The organism is Pedobacter borealis DSM 19626, assembly GCF_000708285.2.
In the GTDB taxonomy this organism is placed as follows: domain Bacteria; phylum Bacteroidota; class Bacteroidia; order Sphingobacteriales; family Sphingobacteriaceae; genus Pedobacter; species Pedobacter borealis.
The window spans coordinates 1-20,673 of record NZ_JAUG01000051.1; the positions used below are offsets into that span (position 1 = coordinate 1).

The 20,673-nt window shown below is 38.1% G+C and carries 18 protein-coding genes and 1 pseudogene; 6 read left to right on the forward strand and 13 right to left on the reverse strand.

The window, feature by feature from the left end; translation table 11 throughout:
* Positions 1 to 353: 353 nt before the first annotated feature.
* The 3 genes from AW17_RS14270 (at position 354) to AW17_RS14280 (ending at position 4,872) form a co-directional block, all read left to right on the forward strand.
* Positions 354 to 2,090 (forward strand): ABC transporter ATP-binding protein, encoded by a 1,737-nt coding sequence (locus tag AW17_RS14270; protein ID WP_029277534.1) that lies wholly within the window; start codon positions 354 to 356, stop codon positions 2,088 to 2,090.
* Positions 2,074 to 3,834, forward strand: coding sequence for an ABC transporter ATP-binding protein (locus AW17_RS14275; RefSeq protein WP_029277536.1), 1,761 nt, complete (start codon positions 2,074 to 2,076; stop codon positions 3,832 to 3,834). Before AW17_RS14270 ends, AW17_RS14275 begins: the two co-directional genes overlap by 17 nt.
* Before the next feature lie 147 nt (positions 3,835 to 3,981).
* Positions 3,982 to 4,872, forward strand: a complete 891-nt coding sequence (locus tag AW17_RS14280; protein WP_029277538.1) for an SMP-30/gluconolactonase/LRE family protein — start codon at positions 3,982 to 3,984, stop codon at positions 4,870 to 4,872.
* Positions 4,873 to 5,082: 210 nt separating this feature from the next.
* Here AW17_RS14280 and AW17_RS24935 read toward each other — a convergent pair.
* The 6 genes and pseudogenes from AW17_RS24935 to AW17_RS14305 form a co-directional block, all read right to left on the reverse strand.
* Positions 5,083 to 5,319: pseudogene (locus AW17_RS24935) on the reverse strand (transposase); the annotation flags it as partial.
* 236 nt (positions 5,320 to 5,555) lie between these two features.
* Positions 5,556 to 6,434, reverse strand: coding sequence for a DUF5018-related domain-containing protein (locus AW17_RS14285; RefSeq protein ID WP_051691848.1), 879 nt, complete (start codon positions 6,432 to 6,434; stop codon positions 5,556 to 5,558).
* Positions 6,435 to 6,452: 18 nt separating this feature from the next.
* Complete coding sequence (locus AW17_RS14290; RefSeq protein ID WP_051691849.1) at positions 6,453 to 8,339, reverse strand: RagB/SusD family nutrient uptake outer membrane protein; 1,887 nt, start codon at positions 8,337 to 8,339, stop codon at positions 6,453 to 6,455.
* A gap of 108 nt (positions 8,340 to 8,447) precedes the next feature.
* Positions 8,448 to 11,762 (reverse strand): SusC/RagA family TonB-linked outer membrane protein, encoded by a 3,315-nt coding sequence (locus AW17_RS14295; protein WP_051691850.1) that lies wholly within the window; start codon positions 11,760 to 11,762, stop codon positions 8,448 to 8,450.
* A 208-nt stretch (positions 11,763 to 11,970) separates the two neighbouring features.
* The gene (locus AW17_RS14300) at positions 11,971 to 13,011 is read right to left on the reverse strand and encodes a FecR family protein (RefSeq protein ID WP_029277546.1); all 1,041 of its coding nucleotides are present in this window, start codon (positions 13,009 to 13,011) and stop codon (positions 11,971 to 11,973) included.
* 84 nt (positions 13,012 to 13,095) lie between these two features.
* Positions 13,096 to 13,674: an RNA polymerase sigma factor gene (locus AW17_RS14305; RefSeq protein ID WP_245235070.1), complete on the reverse strand. Its 579-nt coding sequence runs from the start codon at positions 13,672 to 13,674 to the stop codon at positions 13,096 to 13,098.
* Positions 13,675 to 14,106: 432 nt separating this feature from the next.
* Between AW17_RS14305 and AW17_RS14310 the strand changes: the two genes are divergently transcribed.
* The 3 genes from AW17_RS14310 (at position 14,107) to AW17_RS14320 (ending at position 15,667) form a co-directional block, all read left to right on the forward strand.
* The gene (locus AW17_RS14310) at positions 14,107 to 14,397 is read left to right on the forward strand and encodes a hypothetical protein (protein ID WP_029277549.1); all 291 of its coding nucleotides are present in this window, start codon (positions 14,107 to 14,109) and stop codon (positions 14,395 to 14,397) included.
* Between the two features lie 164 nt (positions 14,398 to 14,561).
* Positions 14,562 to 14,750, forward strand: coding sequence for a cold-shock protein (locus AW17_RS14315; protein ID WP_025142821.1), 189 nt, complete (start codon positions 14,562 to 14,564; stop codon positions 14,748 to 14,750).
* A gap of 245 nt (positions 14,751 to 14,995) precedes the next feature.
* Positions 14,996 to 15,667: a hypothetical protein gene (locus AW17_RS14320; protein WP_157280311.1), complete on the forward strand. Its 672-nt coding sequence runs from the start codon at positions 14,996 to 14,998 to the stop codon at positions 15,665 to 15,667.
* A 7-nt stretch (positions 15,668 to 15,674) separates the two neighbouring features.
* Here the strand turns inward: AW17_RS14320 and AW17_RS14325 are convergent, their stop codons facing one another.
* From AW17_RS14325 to AW17_RS14355, 7 genes are all read right to left on the reverse strand, one after another.
* Positions 15,675 to 16,016 (reverse strand): hypothetical protein, encoded by a 342-nt coding sequence (locus AW17_RS14325; protein WP_029277553.1) that lies wholly within the window; start codon positions 16,014 to 16,016, stop codon positions 15,675 to 15,677.
* A 575-nt stretch (positions 16,017 to 16,591) separates the two neighbouring features.
* Complete coding sequence (moaCB, locus tag AW17_RS14330; protein ID WP_029277555.1) at positions 16,592 to 17,500, reverse strand: bifunctional molybdenum cofactor biosynthesis protein MoaC/MoaB; 909 nt, start codon at positions 17,498 to 17,500, stop codon at positions 16,592 to 16,594.
* A gap of 1 nt (position 17,501) precedes the next feature.
* Positions 17,502 to 17,945 carry a molybdenum cofactor biosynthesis protein MoaE gene (locus tag AW17_RS14335; RefSeq protein WP_029277556.1) on the reverse strand — a complete coding sequence of 148 codons (444 nt, stop codon included), beginning with the start codon at positions 17,943 to 17,945 and terminating at the stop codon, positions 17,502 to 17,504.
* Position 17,946: 1 nt separating this feature from the next.
* On the reverse strand, positions 17,947 to 19,053 hold the full coding sequence (locus AW17_RS14340) for a HesA/MoeB/ThiF family protein (RefSeq protein ID WP_029277558.1): 1,107 nt from the start codon (positions 19,051 to 19,053) through the stop codon (positions 17,947 to 17,949).
* A gap of 5 nt (positions 19,054 to 19,058) precedes the next feature.
* Positions 19,059 to 19,292, reverse strand: a complete 234-nt coding sequence (locus AW17_RS14345) for a MoaD/ThiS family protein (protein ID WP_029277560.1) — start codon at positions 19,290 to 19,292, stop codon at positions 19,059 to 19,061.
* A 141-nt stretch (positions 19,293 to 19,433) separates the two neighbouring features.
* Positions 19,434 to 19,931, reverse strand: coding sequence for a molybdopterin-binding protein (locus AW17_RS14350; RefSeq protein WP_029277561.1), 498 nt, complete (start codon positions 19,929 to 19,931; stop codon positions 19,434 to 19,436).
* A 1-nt stretch (position 19,932) separates the two neighbouring features.
* Entirely contained in the window at positions 19,933 to 20,673 is a 741-nt protein-coding gene (locus tag AW17_RS14355; RefSeq protein ID WP_029277562.1) for a sulfite exporter TauE/SafE family protein, read from the reverse strand.

The following is a 20,673-nucleotide window of genomic DNA, read 5'->3' on the forward strand; positions in this document are numbered from 1 at the left end:
AATTATTTGCTGAAAATTATATCTTATTTACGCCTAATCCCGCTTTATCGTCCTGCTGAATTTATTTCAGCATCTTTTTAGCGTGAAAGACCCTGAAATAAATTCAGGGTGACGACCGTCTTAACAGAAAACTTGATTAAAACGCCACAAAATGAGATTTAATAATCGAATTCAGGTTAATAAGTCTTTCGACAAGCGCTCCACAGGAGTCCTTTGGACAGGATGACAAATCTAAAATATGATACAGCCTCTTTTTATTTTATAGGTTTCCTCTTCTTCTATAACTTTCTTACAAACGATATCAATTAATTCGGTTAAATTTGGAACCTACAATTTAAGGTATCTTCATTGATATGGAAAAAACCAAAGAAGCCAAAAAGCCGAGTATTTTCAGTTTACTTGGAAACTACAGGGGCTTAATTTTTATGCTGATCCTGTTTGCGTTGCTCAGTAACGGTATCAACTTACTCTTACCAAAGATTATTGCCAATGGTATCGATTCTTATACCAACAAAACTTTCAACCTTCAATCCATTCTTCTTCAGTTTTCACTGGCTATTGTACTGGTTTTTATCTTTACTTATTTGCAGAGTATTGTACAAACCTATGCTTCTGAACGTGTGGCAAGAGATTTAAGAACAAGGTTATCTGATCAGATTTCGCGGCAGAGCCATGCCTACATTATTCAGGCTAACCCCTCAAAACTGCTCACCAATCTTACGGCTGATGCCGATTCGATTAAAATGTTTGTTTCGCAGGCTATTGTTTCTATCTGCTCGTCTATATTTTTAATTGTTGGGGCAAGTATTCTGCTCCTGATGATTAACTGGAAACTGGCACTTTGTGTGATTGCTATTGTGCCGATTATTGGTGGAGCATTTTTCTATGTGTTAAGCAAGGTAAAAGTGCTTTTTAAAAAGAGCAGGGAAGTTATCGATTGGCTGAACAAAGTAATCAGTGAAAGTATTTTAGGCTCGGCTTTAATCCGGGTAATCAATTCACAGGCTTTAGAATACAATAAATTTATAGATGCGAATGCCAAAGCGAGAGATTTAGGGATATCAATCCTCCGAATGTTTGCGTCGCTGATTCCAGTTATTGTTTTTACAGCCAATTTATCTGGTTTATGCATTCTGGTACTGGGTGGTCACTTTGTAATTACCAATTCGATGACTCTGGGAGAGTTTACCGCTTTTAGCAGTTACCTCACACTCATTATATTTCCCATTTTGGTAATCGGTTTTATGAGCAATGTAATTGCACAGGCTACCGCATCTTACCAAAGGATAGAAAGTGTGCTGAATGCTGCTGAGATCAAACATCCAGGCACGCTAAGCACACAATTACGAGGGGAAGTAGAAGCGAAAGATCTTAATTTGAGTTTCGGACAAAAACCAGTTTTAAAATCAGTTTCATTTTCGGCTAAAGCAGGTTCTAAAACTGCTATTATCGGTCCTACAGCTGCAGGTAAAACACAATTACTTTATATTTTAACAGGTCTTATTGAAGCAGATTCTGGTGCGGTGCTGTTCGATAACGAAGAAATTAAAAAGTACAACCAGGAGAATTTTCACCAACAGGTTGGCTTCGTATTTCAGGACAGCATTATGTTCAACATGAGCATCAGGGAAAATATTGCCTTTAGTGATACTGTTACGGATGAATCGCTGGCCAAAGCCATAGCTACTGCCGAACTGAAAGATTTTGTAGATGCCTTACCTGATCAATTGAATACTATTGTTTCAGAACGTGGAAACAGCCTTTCTGGTGGACAAAAACAACGCATTATGCTGGCCAGGGCTTTAGCAGTGAATCCGAAGATATTATTGCTTGATGATTTTACAGCCCGTGTTGATACCAATACGGAGAAAAGGATTTTGGAGAACATCCAACAAAATTATCCTGGTTTAACTTTACTTTCCATTACACAAAAAATAGCTTCTGTTGAACATTACGATAAAGTGATTTTGCTGATGCAGGGCGAAATCATTTCAGAAGGAACCCATCAGGAATTGCTGAAAAGCAGTCCCGAATATGTTCAGATTTACAATTCACAACAGAGCACCAGTAATTATGAGCTACAATCTTAACCAGCTTAACACCAGACAGGAAAAGCAATCTACTTTTAAGGCGCTGAAAAGCCTGCTAAAACTGATCTCGGCTGAACGTAAGAACCTTTGGCTGGCGCTGATTGCCATTTTGGTTAACTCAGGTCTGTTGCTTTTGGGCCCATTACTGGTTGGCCATACAGTTGATACCTACATCCGCACCAAACAGTTTCATGGTGTGCTTATTTTTGGTGGTATACTGTTGGTGATGTACATGATTGCCATGGTTACCGGTTACACCCAAACCAGGTTGATGGGTGGAGTAGGCCAGCGAATGTTATACACTTTGCGTAATGCCATTTTTAATAAACTGCAGGCGTTACCGGTTTCATTTTTTAATCAGAACAAAGCTGGCGATCTGATTTCGAGGGTAAATAATGATACCGATAAGCTGAACCAGTTTTTCTCACAGTCGTTAATGCAGTTTATAGGCAGTATTGTCACCATGATCGGTGCCGGTATTTTCTTGCTTTCGATTAATTTAGAACTAGGCGCCGCAACGCTTTCGCCTGCGGTGGTGATCGTTCTCTTTACGATGGCTTTATCACCCTGGGTAAAAGGAAAAAATGCCAAAAACTTAAAAAGCGTTGGCGGAATGAGTGCCGAAATACAGGAAAGCCTGAACAACTTTAAAGTGATTATTGCATTTAACCGTAGGGATTATTTTAGGAAACGTTTTAATGAAGCCAATACCGAAAACTATAAAACAGCCATAGGTGCGGGTTTAGCCAATAATATTTTTGTGCCAGTTTACGGTTTGTTATCGAGTATTGCACAGCTGATCACCTTATTATTCGGTATTTACCTGATTTCTACCGGCAACTTTACATTGGGTTTATTGGTGAGTTATATTGCTTATACCACCAATTTTTATAACCCGCTAAGGCAATTGGCTGCCCTTTGGACAAGTTTTCAGGTGGCTATGGCCAGTTGGGACAGGATATCGCAGATCTTATCATTAGAGAGTGACCTAAAACAGATTAAAGTTGACGAAAATATCACCTCTGATGCTTTATTGGAGTTTAAAAACGTGCATTTCTCTTATGATGACAGTAAAGAAATCCTCCATAACATTAACCTGAGGTTCGAAAAAGGAAAAACTTATGCTTTGATTGGTCCAACCGGAGGAGGGAAAACCACTACTGCTTCTTTAATTTCGCGTTTGTATGATGCCACTAAAGGAACGGTTTTATTAAATGGTAAAGATATTCGTTCATTTTCTGCTGAGGAAAGAACACAAAAAATCGGATTCATTTTACAGGAACCATTTTTATTTACAGGAACTGTAAAAGAGAATATTTTGTATGGTAATAGTCAATATAAGGATGTAAGTGATGCACAGCTGGAGAAAATAATCGAGGAAGCCAACTTAAACGCGCTTTTAGCCATATTTGATGAGGGGTTGAATACACAGATTACTTCGGGATCGGACGGTATAAGTTTGGGTCAGAAACAGTTGATTGCCTTTATGCGTGCGGTGCTAAGAAATCCGGAACTGTTAATCCTTGATGAAGCTACAGCGAACATCGATACCATAACCGAGCAGCTTTTAGGAAGCATTTTAAATAAACTGTCGAAAGAAACCACGCTTGTTATTATTGCGCACCGTTTAAACACCATCGAAAACGCTGACGAAATTTATTTTGTAAATGAAGGCGAAGTACAAAAAGCCGGAACGCTGAACGATGCATTAAATATGTTACTGAAAGGGAAACGGGTAAGTTAATATCTTTACACCTTAGGTTGGTCGAGATTTGTAATCTCGATTTTATGTGTTGTGGATTTGCAATCCACGTAAAGGATTAGAAATCCTTAGTTCGAATATTCGGGATTACAAATCCCGAATAACATTAAGTTTTTTTTAAAAAATACAATGAAAAAATATTTCTTCTTTTTGGCTTTTTCAGTCTTAAGCACCATCTCTTTTGCGCAAAGCGAAGGGCAAAACCTTTTTGTTCAGGATAGTTTAAAGTTGATTTCTTCACAGTTTAAGTTTACAGAAGGTGCATCAGTTGATAAACAGGGAAACGTGTTTTTTACTGATCAGCCTAATGATAAAATCTGGAAATATGGTATTGATGGCAAACTGAGCCTGTATATGGACAAATCGGGAAGGGCAAACGGTACTTATTTCGATAAAAAAGGCAACCTGATTGTTTGTGCCGACGAGAATAATCAGATCTGGTCTATCGATAAAAACAAAAAGATAAAAGTGCTCTTCAGCGATTATGAAGGTAAAAAGGTAAACGGACCGAACGATATCTGGTTGGATGCTAAAGGAGGCATTTATTTTACTGACCCTTATTATCAGCGCGATTATTGGACCAGGAAATCGCCTGAGATTCAAGGGCAAAAGGTATATTATCTTCCGAAAGGAAAAAAAGAAGCGATCATAGTTTCTGATGATGTGATTAAGCCTAACGGTATTGTAGGTACTCCGGATGGTAAATTTTTGTATGTGGCCGATATGGGCGCCAATAAAACTTATCGTTATAGTATTGGTGCCGATGCGAGGTTAGCGGATAGGCAACTTTTCCTTAATCAGCATTCTGACGGAATGACTTTAGACAGTAATGGAAATATTTATGTAACCGGAAAAGGGGTGAATATTTACAAACCTACTGGCGAAAAAATCGGTCATGTTGATATACCCGAAGAGTGGTGCGGTAACATTTGTTTTGGTGGAAAAGACAAAAACATGCTTTTTATTACAGCTTCAAAATCGCTGTACGTTATTCCAACGAATGCGAAGGGAGTAGAGTAATAGTTCGTTATAGCCATTTAATGGCATTTAAAGCCGAAAAAAATAAAAATGAATTAACGTGAAAAATTTTTCTGTTCAGTTTATTCAACCCCTAAAAATATTAAAGGCATTAATTACTTTTGAGCTTCCTACTTATAGGGATAGACGACTATGAAAAAGCCCTCTCAGGATTGAAGGGCTTTTTTACTTTTAACACCTATCGTTATTGTTTTAAATTATGTAGACAGGCAATCTGGGATCAATATCAAAAGTTGCGGAGTAGTTATTTTGAAGTATACAAATTGAGTTAGCTTGTAGAGAAAGCTCTACGCATTTAACTCCCAGGAATTGTGTTAAAAAAGCTTTAATCTTTGCATTGAAAGATTCAGCGGAAGCATTTGTTGATCTGTTATCAAAATAGTTCAGAATAGTAGGATAATGATTCTGAAGAGATCTGGCAATTGTATTGAATGCCTTGAAAGGGGATTACCAAACTTTTTCGTGCCATTTGGGACTTCCACCCTATACCCTATAGATATATGGCATAATAACACACCACAAAAAAGAGGGTGCCGTATAACACGTGCACCCTCACTATTTAACTAACTAACTAACCTACCTAATTTTAACATTTTTCATAACCATAAATACAAAGATTGCCTCTATAAGTCGATCCCACGACTAGAGGGATTAACAATTAATAATTAGTTGCGCTTCAGCACTTCCTCTGTAACACGATAAGCCCCTGCTGCTCCATAGCCATACCTTACTTTAAAGGTTTTGGTCGCCGGATCATAGGTGTTATTACAAGAAGCAGAACCTGCCCAGGCAGCTGTATAGCCATCTGGTAAACCAGATGTAAACATCAAATATGGAGTTCCGGCAGCTCCAGGAGCACCTGTAATGGTTAAAGTGTTATCAGGATTAATTGTAATTAATGCTCTGTAACCACTGGTTCCCAAATCACCTAAGTCTACAAGTACGCCATTCGTGCCGCTCGTAACTAAGGTTTTAACAACATTAGTCATTGCCCGTGGACTACTCGGGTGATAGAAGTATCCATTTGAGGTATAATTAGCTTCATAATTATTAACTGGTGGTAAAACAGGAAGTGGAGCAATATTGATTTTCCAAACTTTTTTCTGACCATTAGCTGCCGTTATTTCATATTGTAATGGTTTGCTGCAATCTGTAACATTTCCAGGATTTGCTGTGCCATTGATACCCTGCATTGTGGCAGCAGTAGAAATGTTAAAATATGGCCAAAGGCGATTTAAGCTTACTTTTGTACGCTCCTGTCCAGAAAAAGTTGGGGTCGCAGATGGAATATCCAGTGTGATGTTGATAGTACCATTGGCGGCATCAATAACATGAGAAACATTGGTTAATTTTACATATGCTACAATTGAATCTTTTCCAGCAACTGGATTAGCTATTTTATATCGATATTCCAAGTTTGCCAAAGTAATATCTGCATCAGAAAACGCAGGATAACCTGGCAAATCTTTCTTTAAGCACGAGCTAAACAACGTGCTTGCCAAAATTGCTATTAAAGCTATTTTTAAATTTATAATTCTTTTCATCATCTTTAATTTTAAGTTTTACCAGCCAGGATTTTGAGGTCCAAATTTTGAATTGTTATCAATATAACTTTGGGCTATAGGTAGCAAATAACGTCTAGTTTCATCAAATTGGCGGTTATTATAGGGGAAGCCTCCAAATGGACCTGTTGTAGTAACAAATGATTTGCGGTCTTTACTTACGTCCATTACCCTCATTACTTCAGTTAAATTAGCAATTTTTTTACCGGATGCTAACCCATCATTGGCATCTCCACCATATCTTCCCCATCTTAATAAACTGTAATAAAAGTCATTTTCCATTACCAGATCTACACGTCTTTCGCGTTTATAATCTGTCCAAGCATTGGCCATAGTTGTTGCTTGAGAAACTGGTAATTGACCATGAGTTACACGTGTTTTGTTTAAGTTCAATACAGCATTGGCTAAATCACCCTTTAACAAAAAGGCCTCGGCCAAATTTAAATAAACTCTTCCTAAACGCATTGCTACGTAATGGTAATCAGTAGGTACGCCAACATAAGGACGAGGGTTTACATTGGTGTAAAGTCCTTTTTTCCAATACATATTCGTTAAAGTTACATAAGGATTAGGAGCGATACCTGTAATTCTCATCCAACGATCGGCGTTACCGTGTAAAGTAGTGGTTAATTGTTCACCATAAATTCGTTCTGTCGAATCGCTCCATATGGTAGCTTTCCACCTTGCATCTCTATTTTGGTTAGCCAGGCTCCAAATGGTTTCGGTACTTCCCGGTATTATTCTACCACTTTTGATGGTAGTCTCACCAGTATTCCTAGGTATTACATTATGGCCGGTACCCGTTGAAGGAACAGTTGCGCTTTCGTCTACATTCGCCAAGTATTGCGAGGTTTTGTTCCAAGCAACTGCTAAGGTTGGATTCGCTTTATCGATGGTTAAATAATCGTCAGTAAAGTTTTGTGTCGGAAAATTCGTACCCCAAGCCTCAAAAATATTCTGATTGGTAAATAAACTACCACCATTACGAGATATTCTATCATTGTTAAGATTAGGTACCATCGTTTGCATTGGCGTACCATCAACTGTAGTGTTTGCAGCCAAACGATAGATTCCAAAAATAATCTCAGGAGAGGTTTTTTTGGTTTCGTTAAACATTCCACCGTAATCAGCTTCTAAAGAGTAACCTCCAGTATTGATTACTAAATTTGCATTGTCTATCACTTTTTGTAGTAATGGATCGCTTGCGTTAACATTTGGTGCCGCAGGGTAGTTTTTATACGCTAAAGCCTGCAAACAAACTTCTGTTAAAAAAGAAGCCGCTACATATTTATTTGCTCTACCAGCAATTTTAATTGTTGGTAGGTCAACAATAGCATCTTCTAAATCTTTAATGATAAAACCATAAGATTCAGTTGGATTAGCTGTACTTGGCAATTTAAGTTCATCATCTGGTGTTAAAACTTTGTCTATCCAAACGATACGGCCAGTAGTACGGGCAATATTGTAATAAGACATGGCTCTTAAAAATTTGCCTTCAGCGATAAGCGCTTTTTTGTCGGCATCTGAAATCCCTGGTGACTCTGCCACTTTTTTAATGATTAGATTACAACGACGAACAGCACCCCAGTTGTTAAAACCATAATCATTAGCTCTTGTAATTGATTCGCTAACAAAAGGTGATGCATTGCTCCAGCTGCCATCGCCAGATGCCATAATGTTTGCAGTTCTCAAGTCAGTTGCTTGCCCACCTTGATAGGCGCCCATGATAGAGTAAGTACTGAAAATGAAAGTTTCTGCGTTGGCTTTCGTGCTCCATACGACATCTTCACTGATCTTATCAAAGGGCTCGGTTTCCAGCACTTTTTTGCAAGAGTTCAGTGCAAGCATACTTGCTGTTACTGCTATAATTGCTATATATTTTTTCATTAGTATATAATTTATTTTAATGGTAATGAAGCTATCATGATTTTATAGTCATTTCGTTGTGTGATTTGAAAAATCATGATGGTTTCATCTGTTTATAAATTAGTTTGATTAAAACCCAGCTGTTACACCAAAAGACAGCGTACGTTGTACAGGATAATTATAGTTGTTGGTATTAGATTCAGGGTCAATAAAGTATTTTTGACTTTTCGAATCACTCAATAAATTAGTTCCCGATACATATAGGCGTAATTGTTGGAATGGAGAGTTTTTCAGTACTCCTTGTTTAAAATCATAACCAAATTGTAAATATTTTAAACGAACATATTTAGATTTGACAATCCAAAAATCGCTGTTTTGTATGTTGTTATTTCCATTTGCACTTGGCGAGCTGGTTTGTCTAGGAAAAATAGAATTGGTATTATCTGGCCTCCAGTAATCTTGCTGGAAACCATAAAGTAAATACCCTTGTGTACTCGAACCTTGTAGCACATCACCAAGATAACGGTCTCTATCTCCCGATCCTTGTACTACAGCGCTAAAGCTAAATCCTTTATAACCTAAGTCAAAGGTAATCCCGTAATTGCTTCTTGGCATGGTGTTTTTACCAATTCTTCTTTGGTCATTGCCATCAATTTGGCCATCACCGTTCGCATCTAAATATTTCAAATCTCCAGCTTGAACATTATTGGCGTTTATAATGTGTGCACCATTCATCCAGTCGCTGTTAGAACCATAAATGCCAAGCGATTGATAACCAAGTCCGAAGTAAGTTCCTGGTGCACCAGAGCCTCGCGTGTATGGATTTTTCATATCGGCTTCACTATCCTGCGCAGTACGTTCAGTAAGCGTATTGAAGAAAGTATAATTTACCCCAACCTTATAGGTAAAACTATTAACTTTATCATTCCAATCCAAATGGAATTCGGCACCTTCTTTACGATTAGCACCTTCTACGAAATTAATTGGCGGCAAACCAATACCCAACGTTTGAGCAAAACGCGGATCGGAAGTTACAAAACCTGTAGTACGGCTATAGAAATAATCTACGGTTCCATTTAATCTATTGTTCATCGAAGCAAAGTCGATCCCTAAGTTTCTGTTTTTAATGGTTTGCCAAGAGTAATTAATACTAGGTAAATTAGCTGGTTCTGATGTGCCTTGAACCGGCTTTCCATCTACGATCCATCCAATTGGCGTAATGCCATAACCAGAAACATACTGGTAGGCTGCAATATCATCACTGTTTCCGGTTAAACCATAAGAACCACGTAATTTAAGGAAATCAAAAATATGTTTGTCCTTAAGCGATTGCATAAAACTTTCTTCCGAAATGTTATAACCACCTGATAGGGCATAAAATGTACCCCATTGCTTTCCAGGCACAAATAAATCGCTACCATCTCTACGAACTACACCTTCTACGGTGTATTTAGATTTGTAGGTATAACCTAAACGACCTATATATCCTGCTCTGGCACCAAATACATTTCCATTATCTGTATAATAGTTGTACTCTGCCCCATTAATCGACTGGTTCGCTGTTGGGCCTGCCACAATTTGATCAAAAAGAATCTGATATTGTGTTCTAGTGCCGCTTAAGCTACCAATAGTATGTTGTTGCTGCTCATAGCCCCCTGTAAAATCTACGGCATGATCACCAAAAGTCTTATTATAGGTTACAAAACCTTGTAAGGTAATCGATTTTCCTTCACTTCTACTGTTGGTCAAATCTGGTGGATTGCTATATATTGGACTCGTACTGCCATTTGCATACGTTGGTGCCAATACATTCCAGTTTTTGCCAATGGAATTCCTAAGATTATAATTTCCACTGGCTTTAAATTTTAAGCCACTTAAAAAAGGAGCACTATACTCTAATGCCAAATTTCCATTAAAGACTCTAGAAATTCCTTTAGCATATCCAGATTTTGGATCAAGCTCTTGTACCGGATTATCAGTAGTATTATTAGACGGTAAGCCGAATTCATTATTGGCTAATTGGCTTGGGCGTTTGTTTTGGATATGGCTATAAACACCACCATAGCCAACACTTGGCTGTATGTTATTTTCCACATACCCATCTAAACCAGTAGTTACTTTTAAATTAATCTTATCAAAATAACTTGTTGTGTTTAAACGATAAGTTGTGCGGCGGTTATAATTCTGGTCTGTTCTTAAGTTAGACCCCTGATCATAGTAAGACAATGCTGCATAATAGGTTAACTGTTTAGTGCCCGATGTTACCGAAAAATCGTGTCTCATTTCTGGGGCAAAATCTTTTAAGGTAAGCGATTGCCAATCGGTATTCGGAAAATTAATCGGGTCGGCACCTGTACGGTACTTTTCTAGATCAGGCACTGGTGTTGGCAAAGGTAAACCTTCAGATGCATAAACATCATTAGTAGCTTTCAGTTGCTCATAAGAGCTTACTTTTTTAGGAAACAAGGTAGGTTGTGAAAAAATTTGGTTAAATGAATAATTAACATTTATTTTTCCGTCTTTCCCTTGCTTTGTAGTTACAATAATTACACCGTTACCCGCAGAAACACCATATAAAGCCGTAGCTTCAGCATCTTTAAGGATCGAATAGGTTTCAACATCATTCGGGTTTATGTTTTGAAAATCACTTTGCGTACGGATAATATTGTCAATAACATATAAAGGTGGTTTACTAGAACCACGAATAGAAATTGTGCTCTTTGTTCCTGGCGCACCAGTGGTAGTCGTCACAATAATACCTTGTGCTCTACCCGCAATTGCATCATTAATAGAGGCAACAGGTAGTTGTGCAACCTTCTCAAAATCAATTGTACTGATAGCTCCGGTAGTTTTTCTTTTTGTAGTCGAACCAAAGGCTTGTACAACTACCTCATCTAGGTTATTCGATGAATTCAGCATCACAATTTTCATTGGAGAGGTAGAAGCGGGCATTTCTACGGTTTTATAACCAATGGTCGTAAAAACTATGGTTGAATTTTCAGGAACTTTTAGGCTAAATTTCCCCGCCCCGTCAGTCATAAATCCAAGGCCTTTCACGCCTTTCACGCTTACACTTACGCCTGGTAGCGGTATCCCAGCAGTATCAACAACAACACCCGTTATGGTAATGTCTTTTAATAACTTTCCTCTCGAGGAGATGGTAACAAGGTTATCCCCCTCAATGGAGTAAACCAATGAAGTACCTTCTAAAAGCTGATCGAGGATGTCAGATATAGGGGCTTTATTTACTTTTACGCTTATTTGCTTGTTGAAAGGCCCTTCAGTAGGGCTGTAAACAAAGCGAAATGAGCTTTGTTTTTCTATCAATTTAAGGGCCTTACTCAACTGCATATTTTTCATATCAAAAGACAGCTTCTCTTGTGAAAAAACTTTTGCAGATACATTTAAGCAGGCGATAATCACCATTAAAAATGTCAGTTTCATTGTCAAAATGAGTTTAGAGCGCACTCGATTCCAAGTTGGCTCTTTGGTGAAGTAATAATTTATCATACTTTTGTTTTTTTGGTTAGTTTGATTGTGGTATTTACTGTTTGCATACGTGATATACCCGATCACATAAAAAATCAAAAAATCCCGGGGCGGTGTTCCAGCATCGCCCCTTTTATTTTGATCTCTCTATTTGGCTTTGTTGTTATTTTGTAATAATGATTTTTCCTCCTTCCATTTTATAGTTAAAATGTTTTACTTCCTGTAGACGCTTAAGAACTTCCAAGATATTTTCTTTGCTGAAAGTAGCGGTATATAGATAACCGGCAACGGTTTCATCTCCCAATTCTATATCAACGCCGTACCAGCGTTCCAACATTGGTTCCATTTCCCTCCAGGTGAACGCATTAAAAATAAGGTTATTCGTTACCCAGGCTGTTTCCACAATCGTGGTATCAAGCTTAGTTATATGACCCATCTCGACTTTTGGAAGTTGCGGCAGTGCATTCACCGCACCTTTTAAATTGCTCGCTGGTTTATAGAACAAGATTTTCTGTCCCGGTCTTAAAGTCACCACGTTATCATTGCCGCTGTTACTTTCCACTTTGATAGAGCCTTGAATGAGGGACGCTTCTGAGAAGTCTTCCTCCGGGTAGGATTTTAAATTGAATACCGTTCCTAAAACAGTTACTTTAAAATTGTCGGTCAATACCTTGAATGGCTTTTCCTTATTATGTGCTACATCAAAATAAGCCTCACCAATCAACTTTACCGACCTTGTATCCACATTAAAACCTTTTTCCATTTTAATTTCACTGCCCGAATTGAGGTAAACCTTTGTTCCATCAGGAAGAATAATTTTTTTCTTATTCCCAAAACCTGTCTCAAACGACCTAGTGTAAAGTACTGCTGGTGCCGGTTTGCTCGAATAATAAAACAATCCTACCATCAGCACTGCTAAAAAGCAGGCTGCAGCAGCTCCATACCATATAATATGTCGTTTCAGCAATTGCTTTTCTGGTTGTGTCGCTCCATTGATCTTATTAACCTGAATATTTAATGGGGTTATATTGGCACTTAAGACTTGGTACATATACCGAGCCTTCTCGACCAAGTCGGATTTCGAAGGGTTATCAACAACCCATTTTTCCCAAAACCGGATACACCTTTCGTCACTACCTTCACAATATTTCTTGAAGGTGTCATCCATTAAAAAATCTTCTGGTTGTAAATAATCATTAATCATTCTGGCTGCCTTTTATATATCAGTGCCTGAACTGTTTGATTTTTACCGGTTTTTTTTTAGAAAAATAACATAACTTGTTGTTAGTTAGTTGATTAAATATTTTCTGAGGGTTTTTAAAGCTTCATAAATCGTATTATAAGCTGTACGGACGGTCATCGCATTGAGTCTTGCAATATCTTCATAACTTAGTCCTTCATAAAAACGCAATTGAATGAGTTTTCGCTGCTGCAGACTAAGCTTTCCCAATGCCTGGCTTAGTCGCCTCTTTACCAGATCATCTGATTGGATTTTAACAATAAGTTCCTCATAGGGTATTTCAATCAGCTCACCATCTTTTGCAATTGCAGAAATCACCCTGTCCAGTTTCTGCTGATGACCAATTTGTTTTAGAATTTTCCGCTTAAGAATAGTCCGCAGATAAGATTCTACCTGATCCACCCTGGGCAGAAATTCATGTTTCTCCCACAATTCTAGAAAGATCTGATTTAAGGTATCGCTGACCACATCCGGATCGGTGCAGACCCTTAGCCCAAAAACAGAGAGATTTCGATAAAGTCCTTTGTATAAATCCAGGAAAGCTTTTCGGTCTCCCGTGCACATTGCCTCCCACCACAAACTATACATGGAAATGTCACCAATAGTTGGGGAGGGCTTTTTGTTCATTGAGGGGAGGGGTGTAATTATTTGGTTATATCAGCAATTATATGAATTATCTGTCAATTAAATATTTATTAATTTCATATTTTGTCAGCCTTGAGTAAACCTGCATCAGGGAATAGTAAGCAATATGGGTAGAAGAACAGCTAAAAACTGATGCTTATAAAAAGGCAAGGTTTAAAGTAGGATGATGCAGCATTAATATTGGCTTTAGCAAAATACCGTCAGGCCACGAAAAAGAATAAGGTTATAAAGATAGCTAGGAAGTTCCTGGTCCATATCCGATATGTGTTACCATTGCCAGTAAAAGAGCTGAATTATGGGCTATTTCTTATTTTTGTTTCTTTTTGCCGTCGAATTGTATAGGTCCTGTTACAATTAATCTTATTTGGAATAATTTTTTAAATTAGCATATATTAAAAAAAACCTGATAAGCTTATGGAAAATCTAAAAGAAGAAACCAAAATCAAAGCTTTCCTCACCAGGATAAAAACAGAGTGGCCAGGAGTGGTAGAGCGCTTTGAGTTTAAAACAGGCAGTGTAATTTACGTTCATTTAAAGGAAGGCATATCGAGTATGGATTTTCTCGGTAAACTTTCCAGACAGGTAGAACGTTTTGTCGATTTCAGTATGCCCATTATCTTGTATCATATTGAGAGTGATGGCATGAACTTAAGGTCGCATCCAATTAATTGGTATTCTTCCATTACTCAAGGAAAATCTTTTTAATGCTCGTAAACATTTATGGTTAATACCTTAGACTGTAAAATGGCAGCCATAATTTTTACAGTTGTAAATATTTTTGTGAACAATTAGCAATTTTGTTTGCCAGTAATTTTGGTTTTTGGGTTTTAATCCTATTTTTGGTTTTTAATTTAAAAACATCCAGTATAATGAAAAACGGAACAGTAAAATTTTTTAACTCAGAAAAAGGCTTTGGCTTTATTAAAGAAGAAAGCGGATCTGAGATTTTTGTGCATGCATCAGGCCTGATTGACGAAATTAGAGAGAATGATACAGTTGAATACGAAGTTCAAGAAGGTAAAAAAGGCCTTAATGCAGTGAAAGTAAGAGTTGTTTAATTCTTCCCCCAAAAGATTTTGAGCAGGATTTAGTCCTGCTTTTTTTTGCCCTGATATTTTATTACGCTATCAAAACCGGGTACATCATTAACTGAACAAAAAGGTTGAAAAAATTTCCTTCTCATTTCTAGTTGATTACCAATTTGGCCCGCTTTACCCGCCATCTATATAGTTGCTTTCTGAATTGGATTTTTATTTTTGCTAATGTCGATCTAGTCGGCCGGAACCAAACAAATTAAATATTTTTGCAACTTTCTATTTTTTCAATTCAGGAACCTGTTATAAACAACAAACCTCTTGATCGGGGTACTTTTATGGCTGCAGCACAGTTTGTAACAGCACTTAACTTTGCGGGCGAATTTGAGCTCTTAAGTTTATCGGCCATGAATACAAAGGTTGGAGCAACTAAAAAGGGCGGACTGGTATTTGTACGTAATGGAAAGTTGAAAATGCATCCCGAAATTTACGATCATTTATCCCTGATATCGATATCTTCTATCTGTGCAGGGAGTGTTTATTTTCATGGCCGTGATAAAATTGCTACAGAAATTGTAAATCTCCCTTATAAGGATGGCCTTTTAAACTTAGCAGGTGCTGAAGAGGATTACATGGCCTTTAAACGTTTATGCAGCCCTGTTTCACGGTTTTTTTTGTTACAGGCTAAAAAAGTACAATGGTCTGCAATCTTATCTACATTTAGGTTTTTTATGATGGAAGGCATTTGGGATGTGGTTAATTTTGTTGCCCATGCACTGCATCAGGCTGATGCAGATGTGCTCTCCTGTGCGCAGCTTTTAGAAAGCATGCAAAAACAAGAATGGTATCCTGGTTTTTGTCAGTCGCTTCAAGATTTCCACGCCTCTCGTTATCCTTTAACTAAAGTAGGTTTAGAATCAGAACTGCCAGAAATGGCCTAAATCCTAATTATTTTAGGTAATTTTCTAATAAAACACTTATTTCATCTCCAATAGCTCTATTGCCCATGTTGTTGAGTTTTTGCTGTGAAGAATTGTGTTTTTCGATATATGTAGCCTCTGTTTTATTGAATTTAAGATAACCCTGCTCAAAATAACGTTCTTCAATTTCGGTAGAAGAATCCATCGACCTGAACCATAATTTAATCAATGAGCCTGTAATTTTATCGAAGTAAAGCCAGTGGTAGGTCGCTTCTGCATCTGCATTGTCGGGAAGATCAAGACGCTGAATTTCTAGAATAGCAGTATCAGAATTTTGGAAAAAGTATAGAATCTTATATTTAGACGACATGCCGCAAAAATAGGACTTAATTTTTGATCACAAAAAACATTTTTGCTGTTTAGATTTAATATTGTTGGTTTAAACGAATTCGTCTTTCCCGCGCAGGCGGGAATCTTAAAGCTTATTGCATTACGATTCCCAATCAAGTTGGGAATGACGATGCTCGTTGGTCTGGATCTGTGATCTTGACCTTTGGTCTGCGGATTTGTAATCCGCATTTTGATCTATATGTGTTTAAGGATTATAAATCCTTGGTTCTTAAGACGGGATTACAAATCCCGACTAACAATAAAGTCGTACACAGTATATGTGTTAAAAAAAAGATGTCATCCTGAGCTTGTCGAAGATAATCGTTTTTTGATTTGACAAAAATTGAAGGTCTTCGACAGGCTCAGACTGACACAGCTAAAGATTTGACTACTTCGGTCGAAATGACGATTTATCCTAACCTAATGTTTCTCTGCTCGTTGGTCAGGATCTGTGATCTTGACCTTCGGTCTGCGGATTTGTAATCCGCATTTTGATTTTAAGAATTATAAAACCTAAGGTTTTTCAGACGTTACAAATCCCGACTAACAATACATCTAATGTTTCTCGCCTTTAATTACCTTAAATAAATGCAAAACCTGGGGAAATAAGGCATCCATACTTTCTTCTACAGCACTTTTCGAGCCAGGGAAGGTCAGTACCAATGTTTCTCCGATAAAACCCGCTACACCACGCGAAAGCATGGCATAAGGCATGCGTTCCTGTCCATAACGTCTCGCCGTTTCCATAATCCCATCGATATTGCGGTCAATTAAAGGAGCAATGGCTTCTGGAGTTACATCGCGGGGTGAAAGGCCAGTTCCCCCGGTAAAAATGATTAAATGGTAGCCGCCTTTGCTTAATTCGCTGGCTTTATCCCGAATGATATTGATCTCGTCGGGTACAATTTCATATTTCCCGGCATTGATGTCCCATTGTGCTAATCTCGAAATAATCGCTTTGCCAGCGCTATCCTGTGCTTTGTTTTCGAAAATAGAATCCGAACAAACTACAACAGCAGCTTTTAACTCAGGGAATTTGGCATTTTTAAGGTCTGATTTCCCTCCCGATTTTTTCAATAACCTGATGTTTTCTATTTCAACACCTTTATCAATCGGTTTTAACATATCGTACATGGTTAAAGCCGTAACCGAGGCGCCGTGCATGGCCTCAACTTCTACACCTGTTTTGTAAATGGTATGTACTTCAACTGTAATAATGATGGTTAAACCCACAATTTCGTAGGTAATTGCCGTGTATTCAATTGGAAGCGGGTGACAATCGGGAATTACATCACTGGTTTTTTTTACACCGAATAAACCCGCTGCACGGGCAAATTCAAATACATCGCCTTTGGGAATTTTACGCTGTTCAACAGCATCAATGGTTTCTTGCCTCGATACCTTTACAGTAGCGGTTGCAATGGCAATCCTTAAGGTGTTGGATTTTTTTGTGATGTTTACCATATTAAATATTTTCTTTCCACTGATGGGTTTCGTCTTCGAATATTTCTTTTCCCCAGATCGGTAATTCTGCTTTTAACCGGTCTACCACTTCACTACAGGCTGCCATTGCCGGTTTACGGTGTGCAGATGAGGTGAAAACAAAAAGGCAGATTTCGCCTGTTTTAACCATACCCAGGCTATGATAAATGTGCATACAGTTTAATGGATATTTTTCGAAAATATCTTCCCTGATCTGATGCATTTTTTCGAGGGCGAGGTCTTCATATGCGGTATATGTTATCGCTGCCACAAATTTCCCCTCAATTTCATCTTTTCTCACCTGACCCATAAAAATACTATGACCACCAATAGCTGTTTTGCTGTTGTGTTTGGCAATGCTATCTGCTATAAAAGCAGGTTCGATTGGGCCATTTACAAATATGTTCTTTATCTTTTTTTCGCTCATGTTAGGGTTTGAGAAAATGATCTCTCCATTTTACAATACCACCTTTTAAACTGTATATTTTTTTTGCATCACCATATTTTTCCTGCATAGCCTCTGCTGCGGCTACACTTCTGATGCCGTGCTGGCAGATCAGAACTACATGTTTTTGATAAAATTCTTTACTCATAAAGGCGCCAAATTCTGACATTGGTACCTGAGTAAAGATCTGTTTATCCAGTATGGGTACTTCGCGTCTTTCGCGTACGTCGATTAAAATTGTAGATTCTAACTGCTGAAGTTTAACCAGTTCGCCGGCATCAATTTCTTTATATCCCAGTGGCCCTTCGCTCGTATCCTGATAATCCATATTTAAAAATTCATCAACAGTTTTGGGAAGGGTATAACCGTCTCCGTGACTGATTTTGATGGTGTATTGTTCTTGTGTAAGTAAGTTGTAACTTAAAATTTTATTGGTGAGCGGCAGCCCGATTTTGGCAATCAATTTAATGGTTTCTGCGGCTGCCATAGTACCCAATATGCCTGGCAATACACCTAGAACGCCATTTTCGGCACAATTGGCTACTTCTCCTTTATCGGGTGGAACGGGGAAAAGATCTCGGTAATTGGTGCTGGGCGTTAAATGATCAGGGGTGTTAAATATGGCCAACTGACCCTCAAAACCTGAAACTGCAGCAAATATAAGCGGTTTGTTCAAAAGTGCACAGGCATCGTTAATCAGGTACCTGGATTCAAAATTGTCTGTGCCATCCAATATGTAATCGTATCTGGATAGAATATCGAGAACATTATTTTTCTGCAAACGGATGGGGTGGCGGATAATCCCGATCTGCGTATTCATCTCCTGCAAGCGCTTTGCTGCAACTTCTACTTTCAGCTTTCCGATATCAGCCGTCGTAAAAAGAATCTGTCTATGTAAATTGGATAATGAAATGGTATCGTCATCAACTAGACCAATATGGCCAATGCCGGCAGCAGCGAGGTATTGCAGCGCAGGACAGCCCAAGCCACCAGCACCAATTACAAGCACTTTTGCCCTTAAAAGCTGCTGTTGTGCCTCCTCTCCAAATCCTTTAAGGATAATCTGCCTGTTGTATCGTTCTGCACTCATATCGTTTATCCGCCAGAAAAAGGTGGCATTATGGCTATTGTAGCATTGTTGGTAATTTCGGTATTTTCCTGAACGATATTTTTGTTCAAGGCAAGTTTATATTTCATGCTTTTTAAAGCAGGAAACTGATTTTCTAAATACTGTTTAAAAGCATCGGTATCAGCAATGCCATCAACCTCAATATTTTGATTGTTGATAAACTCGGAAATCTTGCCAAAACTGATCAATTCGATTTTCATCTGTATATTTTTGTTTTTATCGGTGATGAAGCTATCATGAGCATATTTTTCACAAATTTTCTATTTGATTTTTGTGTTCAAGCGCTCGCAGGCTCGGTTTATTACCGTTTGTGAGTGTTTGCTCATGATGGTTTCATGCTGCTAATTTACTTGTAAGATGCTGATTTTACTCAATCCTTTTACAAATCTTCTTCCTGTTGCGAAATCGCTTGGTGTAATAATGGCGATATTTCCCTTTTCAGCCTTTGCAGGATTGGTATCGTAACCTGTTAAAACCAGCACTTGATTTCCGGTTGGCGAATTAAAGATTTCGTTCCACGAGTACACCACTTTATAATTATCGGTTGCAGTAAAAACCAGATAATATTCACTTAATGTTTTTGGTGAGGCAGCATCTATTTCTACCTTGACCAAAATATCTTTCAAAAGTACACCCTTAATGTTTTTCATACTGCTTTTACGCTGCATCAAGTGGTTAAAAATTGTCATACTATCCAAACTAACGGATTTATAAGCACTTAAATTGTCTAAAGTAACTGTTAGCGGAGCTTTAACCTTTCCTTCGACTACAAATTGCTTGCTCTCCTGTGCATTTACAGCAAAACTTAAAAATAATAAGCCGATGATAAGGTATTTCATATTATGCATGTGTAAATAGTAATTTATAGGCGGCCAGTGCCAATACGCAGGCCAGCACATTTTTTAAAACAGTTTGCGGGAATTTTAAGGCACCAAAATAAGCCCCACAAATGCCACCCACGAAAGCTACGCCAACATAAGTGAGCATGTGGCTGTTAAATTCGAAGCCTTTAATGAGTTGGCCGCCTAAACCAGCAACTGAATTAACAAAAATAAATGCTGCGCTGATGGCTGCGGTCTGTTTTTGATCTGTCCACTTTAAAAGCAATAGGATAGGAGAAAGAATAATGCCGCCACCGATACCGATCATGCCCGAAAGTAAGCCGATAATACCGCCAATAGCAAGCGATAGCGGAATGTTCGATGGTTTGAAATCTTTTGGATCGGTATTTTTAAAGAAGAAAAAACGGATTACGGGAATGAGTAACAGCACGCCCAAGATCTTTTTATAAATGGAACTTTCGATTACCATCATACCGCCCACGAAAGAGAGCGGGATAGAGGCAAGCGCAAAAGGCCAAAAGATTTTCCATTTAAAATGGCCACCACGGTAAAACTGAATAAAGGAAGTGGAGGAAACAAACAGATTGAGTAATAATGCCGTAGGTTTCATAATGGCTGGCGAAATGGCGAAAATGGCCATTAATGCGAGGTAACCGCTTGCCCCACCATGCCCAACAGAGGCATATAAAAAGGCTACAATAAAAAGTAAACAGTAAAATAGGATAAAACTTTCTTGCAT